This is a genomic window from Aporhodopirellula sallentina SM41, from assembly GCF_000346505.1.
Taxonomy (GTDB): Bacteria; Planctomycetota; Planctomycetia; order Pirellulales; family Pirellulaceae; genus Rhodopirellula; species Rhodopirellula sallentina.
Genome location: NZ_ANOH01000289.1, coordinates 19,765 through 43,197 on the forward strand (window position 1 = coordinate 19,765; position 23,433 = coordinate 43,197).

Sequence of the window (23,433 nt, forward strand, 5' to 3'; positions counted from 1 at the left end):
AGGTAGCCTGAATTCTGACAAATGCAGCTACAGGGAACAGTCACATCAAGTAACCAAATGCTCTGCTATTCCGACGCAGGTTGGCTCTTGAGTAAGCGGTAGTGGATCTTGTTAAAGATCCTCATGCAGCGGGATCTTTAACAAGATCCGCGACCCTAGATTTTCCCCATGCGGTCGATGACACTCGACCGATTCCTAGTAGTCGATTTCGACGCCTAAATAAGGAGTGATCCCGGGTGAGAGCACGATCGTTTCTTCGAATCCGTCCGCCTCTGGCAACCGCAGATTCAGGTGTTCGTAATACGTCCGGTCGAAAAGGTTCTGCGCACCGAGAGTGATACTGACACGGTCATTCGGCCGCACATATCCTCGCAGATACGATGTCACAAAACTCGGTGTGAACGACTCCATCTGGATCGGGTCGAGCCCCGCACCGACGGCACGCAGAAACGCCAAGCGATCCTGTTCGTCCACGATTCGCCATCCCCACTCCAAACCCCATCGATTCTCGGGCTGAGTATCGCTCAGACGCAGCCCCACTCGTCCCTCGAGAGGAAAGATCCCGGGGAGCGGCTGATCGATTTCCTCATCGGTACCTTCGAGGTACGCAAGACTCGCAAACGACTGCAAACCCTCGGTGAGGTCCGCCTCGAGGTAGCTCTCGAAACCATAAAGTGTTGCCTGATCCGTATTAACCGCCTGCAGCAAGCGGGCCCCCGATGGATCGAGAATCGCGTTCGCCGCGTACGTATTGTAGTCAGCAATCCACGAATAGAAGAAACTCGTCCGTCCGCGAACGTTCTCGTAGTCCACGTCGAACCGCACGTCGAACTGCGTGTTGCGTTCTTTGTCCAATTCGGGGTTTCCGATCACCCGGCTGAAACCACTCTGCACCACCGCGAGAAACAAACCATCGCTGTACCGATCCGTCAGATCAGGTAGCCGCTCCGCATACCCCACACCGACCCGCGCGCTGCAGTGATCGGTTAACTCGATGTCGTTGGTCACGTATGCCGAGAGCAACGTGTCTGATGTATCGAGATCCCGATTGATGTTGCCACCAACGTCTTTGAAGTTCGACGGCGTTTGTAGATCGTCGCCGTCCGCATTGGTTGACGCAAACGCGATCCGTCCGCCCACCGCCATCGTCCAAAATGGCTGAAGGTCTGCGGTCCCTTCCACGTAGAGACCGGGATCCACAATCTCCGCTGTTGGCAATCCAGTTTGGAAGGTAGTCGTTCCCAGATTGAACTCGCTGATATCGTAATACTCGTCAATTTCCTGCTGCACGTATCGCAGGTCCGTTCCCGCACCCCAGGTGAATCCGTTGCCCGGGTCGCTCGTCATCCCGGCACGGAAACCTGCTGTGGTGAGATCACCGTCAACGTCCCCGTTAAAACGCGCGTTCGGGGTCAACCCACCTGCGGCAACCAACAACGCCGACTCGACGCGTTGCAGAACCGCGAAGTCGTCACGACGTTTTCCGGAGAGATCCGTATCGCCGTTGAATTCGGTGTTGCTAATCCAACCATCGACCCGCCAACCAAACCCGGTCTGATCGTTGTGATGAATAAAGCTATGGGTGATCCCATAATGATTGAGCGAATCGACGTCAAAGAACTGGGCCGCGTATTCGGTCTGCCCCTGATCGAGCAAACTGAATTTCGTCTCCATCCTGGTGTGTTCGCCGAGATCACGTCCGTAGGCAGAAAACAAATTCAACGCGTCATAGCTCGACGGAATCGCGAGCCCGTTGCCGGCCTGATAATCCGAACCTTTGCGATAGCCGAGGTTGACGTAGTAGCCACTCTTGTCACCACCACCCATCAACGTAGCGGTGTTGTAGGTTTGACCGCCGTTGGGGCGAATCTGGGTTCCTAGACGCAGATGGTTTTCGGCACCGTTCTCATACCGTGGTGTCGGCAGGGAGTCCACGTTGATGAACGAAAAACCACTTCCGTATCGAAGACCATATGGACCGCTGATTACCTGAGACGAACCGATCAACGACTGATCGACTTTCGTCAAAATCGCATCCAGGTCCGACCGAACAGGCGTCAAGAACGCACCGTCCATCATCGTGTAGACCTGACCGCCACGATAACCGCGAACTCGAGGATCCATCGCGATCGGACTGCGCTGCTGCGTCTTCACGGTCGGTGCCGTGGATGCTTCGGCGATCGTTTCAGCAACGTCGGGCTGGCTGGCCAAACTGAATGTACTGGCCGGGATCACCTCGAGAGGTGCTGTGGTCGCAATCCCGGTATCAACCCGACCGGTGATCTCGGCCACCGCTTCGACCTGCGCCGGTGTGTTGAGCGTCGACGCTGACGAACTCGACAATTCGGGTTTGAGCACTTCATTCAGGTTGCTCAGGTCGAGACTCTGACCGCCGCCCGCGTCGTCCCCACGCAGTGACGTTAGACGGTCGCTCGTTGGGGAAAAGTCCGTCGGCTGGCTGACTTCCCGAGACCCGGTTTCGATGCCCTGCATCAGCGCAATCGTCCCGCCTTGGCGAACCGCGAAGCTCTCGGCGAATTCGAGAAAATCAAACCGGGGATCGTCCGCGCTCGCCGCAGACGCCGAACCGGCTACCATCATTAACGCTGCAATTAATTTGTGTCGTCGCATTCGGATGGTCCCCCCCGGAACCCATTCAAAAATGCCAACGGGCTCGCTTCGATCCCGCCCGTTTGTTTTCATAAGGGGAGACAATCCCCACCCCCACGTTTTTCCGATCGGTTATTCCGGTTATACCGATGAATAGAATCAACGGGATTTCAGCGATTTCCCTGAACCCAGAGAAGATACGCAAAGTGCAAAAGATTTGCGTGCAGCGACAACGCGGGCTCGCCCACCGATCTGATCAGTCGACCGGTTTGATCTGAGGCATGACCTGCTCGACCGTTGACATGACATAACGCTCGTCGTCGGTGGGCGGAGTGTCCGCACGCTGCAGATTGTCGATCACGTTTTGCAGCTTTTCCCGATCGGCGGATGAGATAAGCGGCAACTCGGCAATCAAATGCGACCTGGCCTCCTCGCTGAACCCGGCACTGGGTCGAAAAACAGGCAGAAACTGTCGAATCACGCATCGCCACGCATCCGAACGGATGATCGGGTCGATCCCCGCGTTGACCGCCGAGTCGAGTGCAGCGAGATGCAGTTGAACGCGCCGTGACAATCGCTCCTCACCGATCGTTTCCGTATTGGCGACGATCAGGTCGGCGTACGAGTCGACCAAGTCGTCTTGGTCCACCTCCTGCCGGGCCGTGTTCACGGCCGATGCGATCTGTTTCAAACACCGCGTCGCGATTCCGGGAGAGAGCCTTGGTGGGCGGCCAAACGAAATCGTCGATCCGGATCGATTGACGTAGAAGGAAATCTCGGCGAGTTGCTGTGACACCAGGATGGGGTCGCGTTTGATCTGCTCGATCAGTTTCTCAACCGGCATCGCGAGAATCGTCTCGGCGAGTCGGTCGTCTTCGCCGATCGAATTAAAAATCCGGCATCTCAGGACGAACGCTTTCCAAGCGGTGACCGGCACATTGGATTTCAATGCCGCGTTCAACAGTTCGACTGCACGCTCACGTTCGGCACGCGATTGTGACGTCGCCAAGATATCCGCGTACATGTATTCGACTTCTTCCCGCTTGTGCTTCATCCCGTCCGACGTGTCGCTCTGCGGGAGCATTTCATAGGCGCGGGCGACGTCTCGTATGGCTTGATCACGTTCGCCGAGCTCGGCAAAGAGTCTCGCTCGCCAACCGAGCCATTCGACCTGCAAGATCTTCGGCGCCTCCGGATCCGGTTTGCCGAGATCCGTCATCGCCGTGCGTAGCTGTTCCGTCCCTGCTAAGCCGCTCTCGACGAAACGCTGCCGACACCTCACCAAACTAAAACGCGGCAGGATCGATTCTCCCCACTCCGTTTTCCCAACCGCCTCGCTGAAGTTGGCGATCGCTTCTTGGAAATATCGTGTGCGGGTGTCGTCATCGAGAAAGCGGCAGTAATACGCGAGGTCTTCGCATGCATTGCCGAGTGCGAGGTAGGCGGGATTGGTCAACGTCGTCGCCGGCAGTTCACCGATCATTTCGGTCGCACGCAACGCGCTCGTCCGCGCCGCCATCAACGTCTCATACTTTTGCGACACCGGTTGCAGGAACGCCAGATTCACCAACACGTTGGCATGACGCCAACAAACGCAAAACAACGCGTTGCTGGCTGGTTCGTCACTGGCACGACGAATCGCACGTCCTAACGCATCCGCCGATTTTTCTAGATCGAGATGGTCGATCTGGTTATTCGCCAGACGCATTCGCGATTGATGATACAACGCGAACGATTTCAAAATCGCTACCAGATTCGACGACGGTCGAATGCGTTCGGCACGTTTGATGTAGGTCGCAAACTGCCGCAAATTGGTTCCTGTCCATGTTTCTTCGCGGCGTTCGAGTTGTTCCTGATAGTATTCCGCCGCATCGATCCAGGAAGCAAACCGATCGTCCGCCGATCTCGCCCCGTCATCGCCAGCAACCGCCGCGAAAAACTCCAAGGCGTCGATCTGAAGCAACGCGCCGTTAACTCCTTCGTCCTGTTCGTTTTGAGAAAGTCTTCCCAACACGTCGCCGAGAGTCGTAAACTCATCCGCACGATTCGCATGCCGGCTGAACCGATGAAGCGAATCGCTATTCAATTCCGGCGGGATCATCCAACCGCCAGGTTCGGCCGAAGAACGTCGAACCACCGACATGACTCGATGCGTTGTCGGTGCGATGACGTTTCGCACCCAAGCCTGCGTTGGCCGGCGCAGACCCAAATCGGTGTCCAGCATCCTAGCCGCCGCCCCAACCATTCGTCGTACAGGGTCAACATCAACCTCCAAACCCACATCGGTTCCGTCAGGTGTTGCCGGCCGATCGATCTCAAACGCAACTCGCAACAACAGTCGATCCTGCGCCGACAACGGTTGGACCGTGCGACCGTCTTCACTCACTTCAATGAGATCGGCCAATCGACTGTGCAAACTCGGAGACAGCTTCGCAGATCGTTTTTCGATGACCGCCGAATAGGTCGCCAGCAAATCAACCGACACGCGTGCTTCATTGGCCGATGCACCCGCGTTTTCCAACCACCAACGAATGTGCTCGGTGAAGTCGCCGTTGCTCGTCGTGGGAAGCGTGGCAACGAAGAAATCGTTTTTGCGAATTCCGATTCGATCGAATTCCGCCTTCACGAGAGTCTTAGCGATCCAGCGACACCGCGCCGGTCCGAGTCGTTCGCGGGCTTGACGCGTTTGCGACTGCAGTTTGGCAATGCCATCGAGCACGGCACCGGCTTCGCCCTGATGCCAATCCGCGAGGATCAATTGGTAGTTTCTCAAGACAGGACGAATCTGGTTCGGAAAATCGTCACACACATCGGTTTGGCTGAGAACCTGTTTCAACCGAATCCCGCCGCTGCGTCCGAGCGGCCTGCCCGAAAAAGCACTCGTTTCGGACCGAAACAGCATGCTCAGCGGGTGTCGCTTCCGACTGAGACGGTCGGCCGACGCCTTTGCGAGTTCACTATCGCTCGCGGTGGTCGCATTGTCACTCAACGCGGCAACAACAACGTATTCATCGAGGGCATCCGTTGCCGGCAGCCCCACATATTTTCCGATGGCTGTCCCCGTTTTCCAGACGGCTTCGGCTTGTGCGACCGCGAGCGATGCTTGATTCGCCTTCGACCGCGAAACGATTTCCTCCACCCAATTCATGATGGCGTTCTGCATGGACGTGCGCCACGACGCCGAGATCGCACCGAGTTGTTCCTTTGCGGTATTGAGAAACTCCAGCCCGTCGTCACCTTCCATGCCCTCGACGCCCAAACTCTCGACGCCCAAACCCTCTGCCATCGTTTCGATGAAGGCAAACTGCAACATGAGATCGGGATCTGCGATCGTTGAGCGTGACTTCTCTCGCTGCAGTTCACGATATTGATCAAGAAACGACCGCCAATTCTTCTGCTCCGCATCGCGTTTGAGCCGCGTGATCGAAGCGTCGACAGAGATAGAAGGCCACGTCGTGGCGATCAATTCCGATGCCTCCGAATCGACTGATTGCTCACGAAACGCCTGTTCGATTTGGGCCAGGAATCCGTTCTCCCCGTCACGCATCATGTTCCACTGCGACATCATCCAAACCGGCACGCCGGTTCCATCGCTTTGACGCAGCGCCTGCTCGGCGCGAATGATATCACCGAGCGCCGCGGGCTGAACGAAATGCCTGCCCGCGGGATCGTCCACATGATGGGTGAGTGCAACCGCAACGGCGGTGGATGTCACCACGTCGGATTCCGCGACCTCCGGAATGGAATCGCCGGCCAACCAAGTCGTGAGCGTTTCTCGGATTCGACTCACCACATCATCGCCAGGGCGATGATCGGGAACACGCGTCAAAGCAGCGAGTTCTAAACGCGCCAAATCAAGATCGGTCTGCAGCAGTTGGCCTTCGGGAGATCCTTCTTTGACGAGTGCATTTTTCCCGGTACCGAGCCCAGACTGAAGTCCGCCGAGATCGTCGGAGATCAGGCTGCTCAATTGCAACTGTCCCTTTTCATCGAAACGCGGTGTCTCGAGTTCGTCGAGGATTTCATCCGCCAACGCCGAAGAAGACTGTACAGCAAGGCTATAAAAACGCTGCTTCTCCGACGTCTTCCAATCCGCCGCAATGCCTTCGGTCAGTTTGTCCAGGCATCGTTTTAGCGGGTATCGAGACTGCGAATAACTTTGCTGCGGCGAGTACTTCTTCCATTCCGAATCGGCCTCCGCATAAATCTGCTCGGGCGACTTCCCCGCAGATGGCAAGAAAGCAGCCACTCCACCGGCAATCACAATCGCGAGGATCACGCCACCCACGCCAACCCACACCGGATTGAGACCGCTCGGCTGGTCAACGCCCGCGGCAACGGCGAGTGCGTCCACGAATTCAACACACGATCGATAACGGGCATTGGGATCTGACCTCATCGCCCTGCGGAGAACCTTGCGTTGCGGCGCAGGCAGACTCTGCATATCGAACGCTTCGTTCGCTTTCTGGCTGAGGATCTTTAGCGCGGTCGTGGCGTCAAAAGGCAACAACCCGGTACGCAGTTCAAAATACGTCACCGCCAACGAATACTGATCACCGGTCTTGCTGTACGTTTGGCCGTCAAGCACCTCGGGGGCACCATAGGCAGGGGATGCAAACGTCTGGTTAGTGAACCGCACATCGCCTTCGATCTTGTTGGCCAAACCGAAGTCGCATACCTGCGCCTCGCCACCAACGAGCAAGATATTCTGCGGCTTGATATCGCCGTGCAGAATTCCGTGCTGCTGTGTTAACGCGTCAATCGCCTGCGCGGATGATCGCAGATACCGAATCGCTTCCTTCGCATCGAGACCACAGACGACGGCAGCATTCTTGTTGACCCTATTTTCGCGACGTACCTCTTGCAGACGATCATTCAAGGTTCGATCGCCGAGTCCCATCACAATGATCAACTCTTCCGCATGTGTCGGATCGGTATGCTGAACGTCTCCTCCCATCGCGAAGGACGTGCGCCGGGAAGGCTGTTGGCCACTGAGGGTGACGTGCGTCGCCATCGGGTCGATGTCAGGATCGCTATCCGCAGCGTCAGCGGACTCGTCGTGTGGGTCACCCGGGCGGACGATCCCTTGGCCGGGAACGATTGTCTCGTATAGCGGATCTTTCTCGGTGGTGTCGGCAGACTCCACACTCGACTCGGATTCGTCGAGATTCTCCCGGACATCGAAAGCCTGTGTTTCGGTCAGAGAGATCTCAGGAGGTGAATCCGGAGTCCATCCTCTCGATGGATTCGAGATCGGTACTGGACTGGTTTTCAGATGTTCATTGTCCGGGTCCAACGTCTCCGTCTCGTCGTCACGCAGCAGGCGACCGGAACTATCGCGGACCCAAAAACTATGCACCGGGCACAAATTTGGATGGCGAACGTTACGGATCGTTCGCAGTGCCTTGAGCTCTTTGCGTCCCCCGATTTTGTGCAGCTCGACAACCTTCAGCGCGACCTCCGTACCACCGGCCGCACGCGCAACCCAAACCTGCCCCGAAAACCCTGCTCCGAGCCGTCGGACTAACGTGTAACCCGGCACAATTTCTTGGCCAGGCCGGTATCGACTCGTTGCAACAGACAATGCAAAAACCTAACAGAGGGCAGTCGCCTCAGGCGGAACGAGAAATATCCATCCAGTTTAACGAGACGGTCGACGCGTCAAGGCAAGCATCCGCCGTTTCTTTGGGAACCCGCGAGACCTCGAAACCCCAACGAGGACAGAAAAGCAACGCGAATCGGCGGCGAATCAGCTTTCGCCCCAGCGACCGCATAATTTTAGTCGCAATCCTTCGGCGGTGGGGGACCGATTTCGTTGAGACACCTGGATCCGACTCATCGCCGACGTGACCGGATTTACGGCGATCGCCCCGGGGATTCGCAACACCGCGATCGGTTCACCAAAACCTTCGACAAAACTATGATGGGGTCGCCGACTCTCTCGTACCCGCAGTTTCAGAATCTCAAATGTTCACGCATGACAGACTTCTCACAGTCCTGTCCCACTGGACAGCCTCGACCGGCGTGAAACTCCACGACGCGTCCACGTTTCACATCACGCCGGTTTCGCACGGATTCAGCGGAGGTCGTGTCTACCGAATCCAAAACAACCGTGGAGCATGCACGTCGACATGGGCGTTGAAAGCTATTCCCCTTTCGGCAAAGCACGATCGGACGGAAGAAATAGCCGGGCGAGTCGTTGCGGCGTCTTTGCAATGCGATCTGTTGACGCCTCCATTGCCATCGAACGTTACCTCCGGTGCAGCCGATATCTCAACCGCCATCGAATCACATGGCCATCGCTGGGAACTCTCTCGTTGGGTCGAAGGTGTCGCCTTACCCCGTGACGCAGAATCGGAATTGATCGCCAAAGGCGGCGAAGCGATCGCGCACGTCCATAACGCATTCGCTGACGAATCAACAACTGATAACGGCGACGCGGTGTTGTTGCTCGGCAAGTGTGAATCATCGGCAATAGACAACGCGGGGCTATCACGCCCGCACCTGCCACGATGCATCGCCGATCGGATCCAACGCCTGAAACATCTGTCTGGTTCGATCGAACAGTTATCCAAACACGAATGCTCGGTTGACGAAATTGCGGATCGTTTGAAACGGCAAGTCCCCTTGGGAAGCCCGCCCGATCCGGCCTCTCAAATACACCATCGCAAGCTGGCGGAATCCTTGGTCGAAGCGAACGCTTGGCTGCAGCGAAATTGGAAGACCGTAGCACCGGAGTTGCTCGGCCGCCTGAAAGCTCACGCCGCAATGTTCCAACATCACCCACAACGTTACCCGGTGTCCTGGGTGCTCCGCGATGTCCACCGCGACCATGTTCTCTTCAGCCCACCGAGTGTTGATGACCCAAGGGATGTTCGGGGCGTGTTGGACTACGACGCCGTCGACGCCGACAGCCCCGCCGCAGACCTCGCGCGGTGGGCAGGCGACTTTTGCCCGACGTGTGCGGATAAGGCACACCCATCGAGCCTCGCCGATGCCTCGCCCCTGGACGCTGCGGTGGCGGGATATCGCAACGTCCGCCCATTTTCAAAATGGGAGCTTGAACTAGCGACAACACTGATGGACGTCAACTCAGTCGGAGGGCTCGGCAACTGGACGAGCTGGCTGATTGCAGAAAATAGGCACTTTCCTGTCTCTGCTTTGCGAATCCGCGACCGGATTACTCATTTAATCGCGTCAGTCTGCCGAATCTGTTAAGATTCTCGGCCGCTTTTGGATTCTTGTTCCGTTGATTACGCAACGGTTTGTTCCCCTTTGCAAACGAATCTGACCTCGTTGAAGACTCTGAAGATGACTCAATCGAACTTGAAACGATCCTCGCACCTGCGTTCATCCAGACGCCTCCGATTTCGGGGCCTCTCGGGCATGGCGGGAGCACTGTTGACGACACTCGCGGTTGTTGTCGCGACCAGCATGCCAGGTGCAGTCTTCGCAGCGGACGACGGCGTTGCCGATCTGTTCCCGAATCTCTCCCTCGGTCGTTACGGACAATCCGACGTTGCGAGCTTTGGACAACAGGAACCAGCGAGCGTCGAGGCGAGTTTCACGAGTCTCGATGGGCAACCCGATGTGGTCGTCTTGCAAGTGCGGGTTGAGTTGCAGGAACCGTGGCACATCTACTCGCTCACTCAGCCCAAAGGTGGCCCGCTACCCACCACGCTGACGCTCCGAGGACCGGACACGTTGGAACTGATCGGCGATTGGCAGAGCGATTCTTCTCCAAAGAAGAGTGTCTCTCAGGAGTTCGGCGGACTGACGATTGAGGAACACGACGGGGAAGTCACTTTCTTCGCAAAGGCGAAACTGAAAGAGGGACAGACAGCGGAATCACTGGAGTCCGTCGAAATCGAAATCAGTGCTCTTTCATGTATCACCGGCGGTGCCTGCCAACCGCTCGACGAAACGCTCACCGCGACTCTCGCGGGACCGACACCCGGGCGAATCGCGAAAGCACTCGGAGGTAACTCAGGCGATCAGACGACGCTGGCCAATCAAGTCGCTGGCGAAATAACAAAGGATGACGCATCACACATCCCGTTGTTCCAAGACGATGACTATGCGATCTCATGGCGGGCGTACGTGACCACGCCCACGGTCGCGCCAGGCTCGCAGGGCAAACTGGTTTTCGTCGCGATTCCTGACAGCGAGTATCACATCTATCCGGGCGTTGCCAGCGACAAGCCGATGTCGACCAACTTCGCCGTGACGGATAAGTCTGGACTGCGAATCGCGGCCCCCGAGACTCCCTCTAAGATCATCAAAGAAGAACCGATCCCCGGTCTCGTCAACGAATATCACGATGGCGACGTCGTGTGGACGATGCCGTTCGAAATCCCGACCGATGCCCAACCCGGTGCCAAGACGGTGAAAGGCGGAATCGCCTACCAGGCTTGCACGGCACAAAACTGTCTCTTGCCGATGGCACTGCAGTTCGAAGCAACGATCAACGTCGTCGCGTCGAACGAATCGACCGCGAGCAACGGAGACCGCGCCTCGCCGATCACGCTCAAGTCAGCCAAGTCGAAAGATATCAAAACGCTCGCCGCCAATACCAAATGGGTCGACGAGATCACCCCAATCACCACGAGTTCACTTGGCCCCGCAGCAAACGAATCGCCTGCTGCCAACCAAGCTCCCGAAGACAGCCTGCCGGAAACCGGCACACCTCAACAACAAGCATCCAATTCACTCGCCGCAGCGGGGACCAACTCCGATCACGGTGGTGTTGCCCAACCCGCGTTGGCCGAACCGGCCCAAACAGACGTCGACGCCGCGGGAACAGCCGACGCGAGCGAACCGGCTGAAACAGCAACCTCGTTGCCGGTCATCCTCGGACTCGCGTTCATTGGCGGCATCATCTTGAACTTCATGCCCTGCGTCCTTCCCGTGGTCGGACTGAAGGTGATGAGCTTTGTCCAACAAGCGGGATCGGATCGCAAACGCGCGTTCCTTTTGAACTTCTCGTATTCAGGCGGCATCATGGCGATCTACGTCGCCCTGGCTTTACTGATGGTGGTGTTCTCGATGGCGTGGGGCGAACTCTTCACGCACTTCGAGGTTCGAATCGGCTTGATCGTTCTGATGTTCGCGATGGCACTGAGCTATTTCGGATTCTGGGAACTGCCGGCCCCTGGAATGGCTTCAAGCAAGGGTGCCCAGGACCTACAACAACGGGAAGGCTACACCGGTGCGTTCTTCAAAGGGATGTTCGCGACGGTATTGTCGACACCGTGCAGTGGCCCGTTCCTCGGAGGCATCTTTGCACTCATCGGTGGCCAATTGCCGCCACTGCAATCAACACTGGTCATTCTCGTTGTGGGCGTCGGAATGGCGATCCCCTACATCATCATGGGGATTTGGCCGAGCCTGATGTCCTGGTTGCCCAAACCGGGACCATGGATGGAGACGTTCAAAGAGTTCCTAGCGTTCCTCTTCCTGGCGACGGTTGCGTTTTTCTTCTATTCGTTCAACGACGAAGACAAACTATGGGTGTTTGTCACCTTGATCGGTGTGTGGTTCGGATGCTGGATCATCGGCAAAGTCCCTTCATGGCAAACCCTGCAACGCCGAGTCATCGCGTGGACATCCGGTGTTGCGGCAGCGGTCGCGATCTCCATCCTCGCCTTCCAATTCCTCGGCCCAATGACCGAAGAACAGAAAGCATTGAACACGAAGATCGTCTGGGAACCGTACAACGAAGTCCGCCTGCAAGAACTTCAGTCAGAAGGCAAAACAGTCTTGGTCGATTTCTCGGCGAAGTGGTGTGTGAACTGCCTGGTCAACCTGAAGGTCGCGATTGACACCAAACCGACGGCGGAACTCGTTGACGAACTCGATGCCGTTGCGATGTACGCGGACTGGACCGACCGAAACCCAGAGATCAAAGCAAAGCTCGAAGAGTTGCAGAGCAAGTCGATTCCGTTGTTGGCGATCTACCCTGGGCAAAGCCCTGAAAAGCCGATCCTGTTGCGAGACCTCGTCTCTCAGAAGACCGTCCTCGACGCGCTTCGTCAGGCCGGGCCGAGCCAATCGGCTTCCGTGGCGTCGCGTGATTCAGGACGTGCTACCACCGCGAATCGATAACGCTCAGCGTTGGTTCGCCCGAATGAAAGGCGGCTGCCAACTCGGTGCGAGCGTCGCATCATCAATCGTGACGCCGGCTTCGATCAATCCGTCGTGGTTGATCAAAGGGTTGTCAGGGATCGTGTCGAGTGATTCACTCGGCAAGAAGCCAACATGACCGTCTTCGTAGAGGACGTTGATGCCGCGACCACCATGGCTCATGAGAGTCATGCGGTAGGCGGGTTGGCTGGAATGATTATCGCGAGCAACATTGGCACGAGTGATTGCCGCGTCACTCATGACAGCAAACTGCGAACGGCCCTGAAACCGTGGCGACGTGAAATGCTCACCATCACGAACGCCGAGGGTGTACGCGTAGTGACCGCCGGCGGTCATTTGAAACCAACGCAAACGCTCAAGTGCACGCACCATCAGATTCGTGGCCGCTTCATCTCGCAACGCTTCTTCGCTCGCCAACGTCAGATCACGTTCCACATCGTCAAGCATTCGCAGCGTGACCATCGTCGGAACACCGGCATCATCTTCACTCAGCTCAGGCGAGAAAGCCGGCGTCCAACTCGTCGCCAAGAGTTGATCTCGATCGATCGACGGGCAGAGTGTGGTCAGAGGACTGCTCAGCAAACCGGCCTCATGCAATCGAGGTGCATAAACACCTGCGAACGCTTGGTATCCGTCCGGGGCAACCGATGGTAAACGAGATTGAGCATTGCGATTCGCGAAGGAGGTCATCGCCACCCCGAGTTGCCTCAGGTGGTCCTGGCAGGCTGCTTTGCGTGCCGCGAAGCGACCTTCGATAAGTGGCGGAATCGAAATCGCCACAAGGATCGCCGCCGCTGTAATCGACGCGCCCCAGTCTCGAAGCGTCCAAGACGAATCTCTGCCTTTCTCGTTCGACTCGCTAAGCGTCAATTCACCGTAAGCAGTTTTCCCGCGGTAGTCCGACTCTGCCTGGTCCGACTCTGCCTGGTCCGATCCTGCCTGGTCCGATGATGCCTGGCCTCCGGGACGATTTCGGTTCGTGGCGGCGTGGTAGGTAGACTCGTCCACGGTCTGCCACCGGACAGTATCATCGAGCCCCGCAAAGTCATCGTTTCCCGAAAACTCATCGGCGGTGTCTTCCGGATCGACCGGCGGCGGAAGTGGTGGCAAATTCGCCAGAGTGCGTGAAACGAGATCAGCCGGCGGAACATCGTCGGGCTCGTCGGCTTCTTCTAAACGTTCGAGCAATTGCTCGAGTTCCGCCAATTCCCGACGCGCGTCGGCATCCTCCCGCAACCACTGCTCCACTCGTCGCATCTCATCAGGCTCGAGAGCACCAAGCAAATAGCCGAGTAAATCTTCTTGCATCGGCAAGTCAACCTTTCAGCGGCGGAGGAATCGGAAACCGCGGGACACACGTCGCTCCCATCTTACCCGGACCTGTACGGCGATGCCCCCAATCCGGTTCGACAGACGAGTAAATCTGTCGCTCCACAACCACAACGAGGCCACCCGGGCGATCGACGAGCATCTCGGTACCCCAAAAAAACCGAGGAAAACCGCCGTCATTACGTCTCACCCGATGCCGCGTCCATGACGTGCACACCCGCACCCCAGCCGACGGATTCGCCGGTCAGACGCCGCCTGTCCTCATTCGGGGGCAGCATCGCTCAGGTGAAGCAACTTCGCGGTGTGCCATCGATAGGGTGACGGCAGGATGTCTTCCGGGGCGATTTCGAGATGCAGGACCCGTCGACGGAGTCGTGTTTTGGGGTCTGTCGCGTGAGAACCGTGGCTCAGCAAGGGACGCATGGCAAAGACGTCTCCGGCTCGGCAAAAAATCGTCTGTGGCTGTTCTTCTACGATCGCTTCGATTTCCATTTCTTCTCCCCGATCATCGGACGCAATCGACGGGATGACGTGGGAACGTGGCACCACGAACAGCGCCCCGTTGTCGGCCTTCATCGGATCGAGGTGCAGACGCAGCGTCAGCATCCGCGACAGCACATCGTCGGTCGCCTCCACGTGGGCAACGCCGGCCTTCCGAGTCGGCTTGGCAAACGGTGCGGGCGGGTCGTGATGTTCGTGGACCGCAATCGTACGGTCCCGGTGCAGAGACAACGCCCATCCCTGACCAGGCGGTTTATCAAAGTACAGCACGCGCACCACACAAGCGTTCGTGCCGACGTATTCGCGGATCATGCGCGAGATCCTGATGTCCTCGATCCAACCTATCCACAAAGACTCGTGCTCGATCAAGTTGCGACCACCGACAACGCTGCCTTCCCGATTCTCAACGCGATCTTCCGCGTTCGCGTCCAAGACCGATGTGATTTCGCGACCGATCTGTTCGCACCCCGTCTCGGTCACAACCTCGCGAAGGATTCGGTAGCCATAACGTTCAATCAGCTTCATGAATTTCTCTAGCGAAAATCTCGTGTTTTGGTGGAAAGGTTTTCCATCATCGAACTCAAATCTTCCACTCGTCCGACAATCACATGAATGACACCTTTCCGGTTTTCTAACTTTCCATCGACCAACCAAGCATTGCTGGCTCGCGCGATCTTGAAGAACCGTTCCCATACCGCCGCAAACATTACCAGATTCATCGCCCCGGTTTCGTCTTCGATGGTAACGAATGTGATTCCCTTCGCGGTTGCGGGCCGTTGCCGCATCAACACAATGCCGGCCACGCGAACGTGCCTTCCGTCACGCAGGTCTGGCAAATCACTCGCGGCGCGACATCCTAATTTCTTCAAGTGATCGCGTATGAACGAAACCGGATGCGCTTTCAAACTGAGGCCCGTGGTTTGATAGTCGCGGTGAACCTCCTCCATCGGCGACATCGCAACGAGTTCGTCGGGCACACTGTTATCCGGTGCCAGCCCCTCGAGCAACGGCATCGAGGCACTCGCCTCATCGGTCGCGAGCGACTGCCACACCGCGGCACGTCGGTCGTTGGCGATCGAAGCCAACGCATCGGCATCAGCCAGAGTCGCGATCGAGGAACGAGACAATCCCGCGCGCACCGTCAAATCGTTTAGATCTCGGAACGGTCCACCATCCTCTCGCACCTGACAGATTTGCTGCGACACTGCGGCGGGCAGCCCACGAATCATCTGCAAACCCAGCCGGATCGCAGGCCCCGGGCGATTCGGGTCTTCAACCAATCGGGTTTTCACATCGCTGTGGTTCACATCCACACCGTGAACCCGAACCCCATGCTTCTTCGCGTCGGCAATTAATTGAGCGGGCGCATAAAAACCCATCGGCTGACTGTCGAGCAACGCCGCACAAAACGCCGCCGGGTAATGACGTTTGAGATAACAGGACGCATAAACCAACAACGCAAAACTCGCCGCATGCGACTCAGGAAATCCGTATTCACCGAATCCGCGGATCTGATGAAACACTTGTTCGGCAAAATCATCGGACATACCGTTGGCTCGCATTCCGTCGAGCAACTTGATCCGAAACCGGTCGATCACTCCGGGTCGTCGCCACGCCGCCATCGCGCGTCGCAGTTGATCGGCTTCGCCGGGCGTGAAGCCCGCCGCGACCACCGCCAGACGCATCGCTTGTTCCTGAAAAATCGGAACACCCAACGTTTTTTCGAGAACCCGGCGAACCGCGTCGTTGGGATAAACAGCAGCCTTCGGGTTCTCCCGCGCCGTTAGAAACGGGTGCACCATGTTGCCTTGAATCGGCCCCGGACGAACAATCGCGACTTCGATCACGAGATCATAAAAACACCGCGGACGCAGTCGTGGCAGCATGCTCATCTGCGCCCGGCTTTCGATCTGGAACACACCCATCGTGTCCGCTGCACAGATCATGTCATACGTCGGCTGATCATCCGCCGGTAAAGTCGACAAGGTAAGATCACGACCATGGTGAACTCGCACTAACTCAAAACACCGACGCAGCGCGGACAACATCCCCAGCGCGAGCACATCGACTTTCAAAATACCGAGTTCATCCAGGTCATCCTTGTCCCACTGGATCACGCTGCGGCCCGGCATCGCCGCGTTTTCGGTGACACACAACTCACACAGATTTCCCGCTGTCATGACCATACCGCCGACATGTTGCGACAGATGGCGAGGAAACCCGATCAACGTTTGCGTCAGAAACAAAAACCGCTTGCCCAATGGCGTGTCCGGATCCATCCCCGCGTCACGACATCGGTCCGGCAATTCAGGGTTGCGGTCAAAACTGCCCGCCAACTTCGCAACCGCGTCAATGATATCCGGAGAGACGCCGAGAGCCTTGCCGACTTCACGGATCGCACTTTTCGCCCGATACGTCGTCACCGTTGCCGTCATCCCAGCCCGGTCGCGGCCATACTTTTCGTAGAGATACTGCAACACCTCTTCGCGACGTTGATGCTCGAAATCCACATCGATGTCGGGGGCCTCATTGCGCTCACGACTGATAAACCGTTCAAACAAAAGATCCGTTTGAGTCGGATCCACCGCCGTGATGCCGAGACAATAACACACCGCCGAATTCGCCGCCGACCCGCGGCCTTGGCAAAGTATGTTGCGAGACCTGGCGAAACGAACCATGTCCCAAACAGTCAGGAAGTAGGCTTCGTAGTGCAACTCTTCGATCAGAGTGATTTCGTGCCGCAGCATTTCGATCACACGCTCGGACACGCCGTCGGGCCATCGTTGGCGGGCACCCTCCCAAGTCAAACGTTTGAGATGCTCGATCGGCGACATCCCTTCCGGCGCGATCTCGATCGGATACTCGTAGCGCAGATCGTCGAGACTAAAGCGGCAACGTGATGCGATCTCGACCGTTCGCGCAACCGCATCGGGTACTTCTCGGTAGAGTTCACGAATTTCGTCGAGCGTACGCAGATGATGTTGGCTATTGCCCAGCCGCTCGCCCGCGATCCGGTCGACTGTTACTCCTGCTGCGATCGCGGTCACGCAGTCGTGCAACAGCATCCGCTGTGCCGTGTGATATCGCACGTCACCACTGGCCACCAACGGCACATCACACGCGATCGACAGATCACGTAACCACGCCGCCTTCCCGCAGTCATCGACACCTCGATGGAACGATGCCAGTACGTAGTTCCGGTCGCCGAACACCTCCCGAAACGGTCCCCGCAAAAACGCGCGTGTTCGATTGTTCTTGCCTCCTCGCGACTCGTCATTCGAGTTTGGTGCGGCCCCGCGATTTGGTGCGCCCCCGTGATCGACAATCGCTCCGGCCAAAATCCCGTCGGCGAACTGGGCAATGTCATCGAACGACAATTCGCATCTGCCTTTCTCGCATCGCATACGGCCGATCGACAGCAGGCGGCACATCCGTCCATAGGCCGCTCGATCCGTTGGCCACAAAACCATCGGTGGGGCATCCGTCGGGTGCACTTCCGTCCCGACGATGTACTGCAATCCTGCCTCTTTGGCCGGTGCGTGTCCTCGAACGACTCCCGCAATGGATTCACGGTCGGTGATTGCTAATCCGGCATACCCCAACTCCGCTGCCCGCTGCACCAATTCATCGGGATGCGACGCAGCCTCGAGAAACGAGAAGTTGCTTCGGCAGTGGAGTTCGACATATCGCATGAATAGCGGAGATTATCCTCGTTACGGCTGCCAAGATCAAAGCCGCAGAGACGAATAAGAACGAGAGAACGGCCTCGAAAACATACCGTTTTGGTGAATATCGGCACACAAGCTGCAACTTCCCCGTCAACTGATGCCAAAACTGCCGCCCTGGTTCACCCATTTTCCCGCCTAGAGGGTAGACGACACAACCGAATTACCCGCAAAAACTCTCGAATCTCATGGCAACCTATTCATCCATGCACCCTGATCCCTACGCTCAACCCCGATATTTTCACGACGATCCGCAGGACGTCGACATGATGCGAAACATGGAGCCGACGCACCCGGCGTTACTCGGATACCTGTTTTGGGTGATCGGTTTCACCGGTGCGCATCGCTTCTATTTCGGAAAACCGCTCACCGGAGCGTTGTGGTTCTTCACCGGTGGGATCTTCCTGATCGGATGGATCATCGACTTCTTCTTCATTCCCGCAATGTCTGAGGAAGCCCAGCGACGTTACCGTCCTGCGGCCACCGACTATAGCGTTGCGTGGGTGCTGTTGGTGTTCCTCGGCGTGTTCGGAGTCCATCGATTCTACATGGGTAAAATTGTCACCGGCGTGATCTACCTGCTCACCGGAGGCCTGCTCGGCATCGGCTACGTGTACGACCTCTGCACGCTCAACGAACAGATCGACGCGGGCTAAAAGACAGGGTCGTCCACGTCCTGCCCCACCATTTGGCCGCGTCGAAAACGAAACCTCCCTGCGTTGTGGGAGTCGTTCGAGGAGTGTTTCCCGGACACCGCGAAGCGTTCCTTGGAACGAAGCGTTAGAATGATCGCTTCGCTCCAAGACAGTCCCCATCTTCGCGTTTTCGACATGCAACATCTCGCCCTCCAAACCGATGGTCCCTTAGCAACCCTCACCATCGAACGTCCCGAAAAGCACGGTGCGTTGAGCCCTCGATTGATCGCCGATCTCCACGAGGGCCTCGATGAGTTGCATCAGAATCAGCACGTCCGCGCCGTCATCCTCGCTTCGTCAGGATCGACGTTCTGCAGCGGTGTGGACCTGTCCGTATTGCAAGAAATTCGCTCTCTTCCGGAACAGGACCAACTGCAGCAATGGTTCGAGTATTGGCGACGCTTCTCCGAATTGTGCGAAACGTTCCTGCGTTTCCCCAAACCGTTGATCGCAGCGGTAGGAGGTCCCGCGATCGGAGCGGGCTTTGCCGTTGCGCTTTCCTGTGACGTGATCGTCGCATCGGACGACGCAACTTTCTCGGCGGGTGCGGTTCGTCACGGTCTCGTCGGCGGGATCACGGCCGCATTGCTTTCGTTCCGAGCCGGCACGTCATTGTCCGCGAGAATGAGCCTCACGGGAAACGCGTTGACCGCGAACGCGGCAAACGATGCAGGTCTGCTATGCCAACCGCCCGTCGATTCAAATCAACTCATCCAAACCGCTCAGAAATGGGCGACGGAATCGACACACGGTTCACCGCAGGCGATCCAAGCAACCAAACGTTTGATCAACGAAAGCATCGGCGAGACGATGCTCACTCAACTCGCCGCCGCAGCAGCCGATAGCGCCACGGCGTGCACGACCGAATCGGCGGGCGAGGGGATCGAAGCGTTCTTGAACAAAGCCGCACCGCCTTGGCAAAATACATAACGAACACGCCTGTCCCCATCTACGACCAAAACTCGCCTAACACACAATATGCTTTTTTCATTGACTCAGATCACCCGCCGACTCAAAACCATTCACACGGGCTTTGAAGGCACGACGCTTATAACGTGTTCGTTGTTACTCACAGTCGTGTTCTGCGGCTGCGTCCCTCGCACGGAAGAGGATGTGGTTGTTTACTCGGCGCTCGATGAAGAATTCGCCTATCCGATCCTCGAGGCCTTCGAACGCTCGGTGGATTACGAGACATCGGTCGTTGGGAAGTTCGATGTCGAGTCGACGAAAACGGTAGGGCTGGTAAACCAGATCCTCACCGAGCAAAACCAACCACGTTGCGATTTGTTCTGGAACAACGAGATCCTGCACACAGTCCGGTTGCAGAAAGAAGGATTGCTCGCCCGGCATGATTGGCCCGTCCCGACGGATTGGCCGCGGGACATGATTTCGAGCGATTCGACGTGGTGTGGCTTTGCCGCTCGAGCCCGAGTCTTGATCGTCAACACAAAACTGATTGACTCGTCCGAGCAATTCCCGCAAAGCGTCGCCGAACTGCTAGACGAAAAATGGAAAGACAACTGCGCGATGGCCCGTCCGCTGTTCGGCACAACGGCTACTCACTGGGCCGTGCTTCGTGATCGACTCGGCCGCGAAGTTGCCCTCGAACAACTGCAAACAATCGCCGACAACGCGTTGATCCTTTCAGGTAACAAGCAAGTCGCCCAGGCCGTATCGGCGGGCCGTGTTGCCTGGGGACTGACCGATACCGACGATGCGATGATTGAGAAAGAACTCGGCTATCCGGTCGAGATCGTGTTCCCTGATCAACAACCCGACCAACCGGGAACATTACGAATCCCCAACACTCTCGCGATTCTCAAGAACGCACCACACCCCGTGGCCGCTCACCGTTTGGCGAATTATCTCATGACGCCTCAAACCGAAGACCGCCTCGCCATGGGGCCGAGCAGCCAGATGCCGATCAGCAAAGAAAGCAAATTCCCACCCGCGGTTCTGCCCGACACTCCGATCCGTTGGATGAAAGTCGACTTCGAAACAGCCGCTGAAAACTGGGACAGTTGGGCCGCCGACGTCGCGCAGATCTACGCACAACAGTAAGCCGCCAACAACGCGTTAACTCCCCGGATGGTATTTGCAGACCACGTTGGATCCGTCCCAGCGGTAGTTGGTTTGCGTGCTGGTGTTGCCGTGCATCGGGCATTGCGGCAAACGATTGCCGCTGTAGTCTCCGTTGCGGATCGCTTCGAGTTTGGAGTCGGGTGATTTGCCCGTCTCGCGTTGATACAGTTCCGCGTCTTGCTGCAAACGGGAGCGGTGCCCCATGCAAGTCCGCTCGGCCGAGGCCTGGCCTTGAGTGCGAACAAACATCAATCCCGTGATCGCGAGCATCGACGCCACGATCACCGCGGCGATCACTTCGAGAAGACTCATGCCACGACGTGACGATCGATAGCGGTGCTGCCGCTCGGCGATAGGAGTCGAGGTGGACGCTCCCGCCTGGCAAATCGCCGCCCGGCAACTCGCCATTGTGTTGATTCGCATCGTGGCCTACTCCAGAACTTCGAACATGTGGAACATCGGTGTGTAGATCGACAGCACCATGCCGCCGATCAACGCCGCGAGCGAGATGGTAAGAATCGGCTCGAGCATGCCGACCGTCGCATCAATCCGGCTCTCGAGCCGTTCTCGCAAATGGTGACAGGTACCTTCGAGCGAACGAGAAAACTCGCCTGACTGCTCACCCACGCCGATCAACTGACACAGCGTTGCGGGAAAGAACTGCTCATAGCGGCCGAGTTCGACGCTGAGCTTTTCACCTCGCCGAACACCTTGATTGATTTCATTGATGGCCTGACGAACACAGCGGTTGCGAACGCATGCCGCTGAAACCTCGATCGCATCGACGGGCTTGTACCCGCACTGCACCATTGCTGCGGTCGCTTCGACGAATTGCAAAACGGCGGCATCTCGGAGCCATGGTCCGACGACCGGAACTTTCAACAGTGCGGCATCCATCGCGGTGGCGATTTTGGGGCGTCTGCGACCGGCAACCCACAACGAGGCAATGACGACGAACAGGGGCAACGCGATCCATCCCCACTGCAACAACACGCGGCTCGTTCCGGTAACGAACCGAGTAACCGGCGGCAGATCCACTCCGCTGCTGCTGTACACCGTTTCAAACTCCGGAACGACGACCAAGCACATGAAAATCATCAGCCCGAAACCGGCAACGGTAATCAGCAACGGATAGCTGACCTTTTTGATGATCCGTTTTCGCAGCGCGACCTTCCGCTCCATTTGCTCGCACACGCGTGCCATCGCGGTTTCGAGCGATCCGCTGCGTTCCCCCAAACGAATCTGCTGCACCTGCATTGATGAGAACGTTCGTGGGTAGCGAGCCATCGCGTCGCTGATGGTCCCCCCGGCGACAATGGTCGCCCGCATCTTCAGCAACACGCTGCTGTATTTTCGATTCGACCGGTCCATCGCGAGTGAACCGAGAGCCTTCGGAAGACTCAAACCGTTTTGCAACAGCATGAGCAACATCCGCAGGAGCTGCGCCAGTGGTACCGGGCCGATACGAGTTGGCTCGCAACCCTTTGCTAACTTGCGCGACGGACCACCCACCTCAATCGAGTTGAGCTTCTGCAGAAACGCCGCAAATCCATTGGGCTTTGCGGTCGCCGATCGGGATACGCCGGGGTGTCGCGTCGTGGCGGGCGAGTAAGTCATGATCGATAGATGAGCTAGTTAGATGAAGAGACGCAGTAGTGGATAGTCTTCTTTCGCAGACCGCGGGCGTTAACCGGCCGCCGACTCGACCTGAACGTTCGGATCGCTGTCGCGACGGCCTCCGAGTTTGGTGTCGGAGTCCGACGTCCGGCGGTCACCACTGGTCTTGAAGTAGACTTCTTCGAGAGATGTCTTTCCGGCCAACGCGGCTTCAACTCCGGCTTGCCGTAGAGGGATCATTCCTGCCGCGAGCGCCATATCCTCGAGTTTGGAGTGCGGAACGCCGGCTTCGATCGCAGCGGTAATCTCCGAGTTGATCGGCATGATTTCAAAGATCGGCATCCGGCCGGCAAATCCGCTTCCGAGGCAACGCTTGCACCCTTCGCCACGATAGAACGTCGTGTCGCGGGGCACGTTGCCTTCCGGGTCGAGGACGTCGAGCAAATTAAGGTTCGCGGGTATCTCACGTTTGCAGTTTTCGCACACGCAGCGAAGCAACCGCTGAGCGACACTTCCCAGTAGCGAACCAGCAATCTTGAAGTGGTCCACGCCGAGGTCGGCGAGACGTTGAACCGCACCGACGGCATCGTTGGTGTGCAGCGTGCTGATCACCATGTGACCGGTCAACGCAGCCTGGACGGCGGTGGTGGCGGTTTCGCAATCACGGATTTCGCCGAGCATGATGACATCCGGGTCTTGTCGCATGATGTATTTCAACGCGTTGGCAAAAA

At 57.4% G+C, this 23,433-nt stretch carries 13 protein-coding genes; 5 read left to right on the top strand and 8 right to left on the bottom strand.

Annotated elements, in window-relative coordinates; translation table 11 throughout:
- Positions 1-195: 195 nt before the first annotated feature.
- A complete protein-coding gene (locus RSSM_RS19850; RefSeq protein WP_144059972.1) occupies positions 196-2,631 on the bottom strand; it encodes a TonB-dependent receptor in 2,436 nt (811 codons plus the stop codon).
- 235 nt (positions 2,632-2,866) lie between these two features.
- A complete protein-coding gene (locus tag RSSM_RS19855) occupies positions 2,867-8,194 on the bottom strand; it encodes a protein kinase domain-containing protein (RefSeq protein ID WP_236621253.1) in 5,328 nt (1,775 codons plus the stop codon).
- A gap of 383 nt (positions 8,195-8,577) precedes the next feature.
- On the opposite strand from RSSM_RS19855, the gene RSSM_RS19860 reads away from it, so the two are divergent.
- Together RSSM_RS19860 and RSSM_RS19865 are read left to right on the top strand one after the other, a co-directional pair.
- Positions 8,578-9,828 (top strand): phosphotransferase, encoded by a 1,251-nt coding sequence (locus RSSM_RS19860; RefSeq protein WP_044303092.1) that lies wholly within the window; start codon positions 8,578-8,580, stop codon positions 9,826-9,828.
- 93 nt (positions 9,829-9,921) lie between these two features.
- Positions 9,922-12,714 carry a cytochrome c biogenesis protein CcdA gene (locus RSSM_RS19865; protein WP_236621254.1) on the top strand — a complete coding sequence of 931 codons (2,793 nt, stop codon included), beginning with the start codon at positions 9,922-9,924 and terminating at the stop codon, positions 12,712-12,714.
- 3 nt (positions 12,715-12,717) lie between these two features.
- On the opposite strand, the gene RSSM_RS19870 is transcribed toward RSSM_RS19865, so the two are convergent.
- The 3 genes from RSSM_RS19870 to RSSM_RS19880 form a co-directional block, all read right to left on the bottom strand.
- Complete coding sequence (locus tag RSSM_RS19870; RefSeq protein WP_008682808.1) at positions 12,718-14,061, bottom strand: anti-sigma factor family protein; 1,344 nt, start codon at positions 14,059-14,061, stop codon at positions 12,718-12,720.
- Between the two features lie 282 nt (positions 14,062-14,343).
- Entirely contained in the window at positions 14,344-15,108 is a 765-nt protein-coding gene (locus tag RSSM_RS19875; protein WP_008682812.1) for a phytanoyl-CoA dioxygenase family protein, read from the bottom strand.
- Positions 15,109-15,116: 8 nt separating this feature from the next.
- On the bottom strand, positions 15,117-18,275 hold the full coding sequence (locus RSSM_RS19880; RefSeq protein ID WP_008682814.1) for an error-prone DNA polymerase: 3,159 nt from the start codon (positions 18,273-18,275) through the stop codon (positions 15,117-15,119).
- Positions 18,276-18,496: 221 nt separating this feature from the next.
- On the opposite strand from RSSM_RS19880, the gene RSSM_RS19885 reads away from it, so the two are divergent.
- The 3 genes from RSSM_RS19885 to RSSM_RS19895 all read left to right on the top strand — a co-directional run bounded on the left by RSSM_RS19885 (position 18,497) and on the right by RSSM_RS19895 (position 21,064).
- Positions 18,497-18,964 carry an NINE protein gene (locus tag RSSM_RS19885; protein WP_008682819.1) on the top strand — a complete coding sequence of 156 codons (468 nt, stop codon included), beginning with the start codon at positions 18,497-18,499 and terminating at the stop codon, positions 18,962-18,964.
- 129 nt (positions 18,965-19,093) lie between these two features.
- On the top strand, positions 19,094-19,933 hold the full coding sequence (locus RSSM_RS19890) for an enoyl-CoA hydratase/isomerase family protein (RefSeq protein WP_008682821.1): 840 nt from the start codon (positions 19,094-19,096) through the stop codon (positions 19,931-19,933).
- A gap of 48 nt (positions 19,934-19,981) precedes the next feature.
- Positions 19,982-21,064 carry an extracellular solute-binding protein gene (locus RSSM_RS19895; protein ID WP_008682823.1) on the top strand — a complete coding sequence of 361 codons (1,083 nt, stop codon included), beginning with the start codon at positions 19,982-19,984 and terminating at the stop codon, positions 21,062-21,064.
- Positions 21,065-21,079: 15 nt separating this feature from the next.
- On the opposite strand, the gene RSSM_RS31820 is transcribed toward RSSM_RS19895, so the two are convergent.
- The 3 genes from RSSM_RS31820 to RSSM_RS19910 form a co-directional block, all read right to left on the bottom strand.
- Positions 21,080-21,508 (bottom strand): type II secretion system protein, encoded by a 429-nt coding sequence (locus RSSM_RS31820; protein ID WP_008682824.1) that lies wholly within the window; start codon positions 21,506-21,508, stop codon positions 21,080-21,082.
- A 6-nt stretch (positions 21,509-21,514) separates the two neighbouring features.
- The gene (locus RSSM_RS19905) at positions 21,515-22,702 is read right to left on the bottom strand and encodes a type II secretion system F family protein (RefSeq protein WP_008682826.1); all 1,188 of its coding nucleotides are present in this window, start codon (positions 22,700-22,702) and stop codon (positions 21,515-21,517) included.
- A gap of 69 nt (positions 22,703-22,771) precedes the next feature.
- Positions 22,772-23,433 (bottom strand): GspE/PulE family protein (locus RSSM_RS19910; RefSeq protein ID WP_044303093.1); only part of this gene is annotated, 662 nt, incomplete at its 5' end.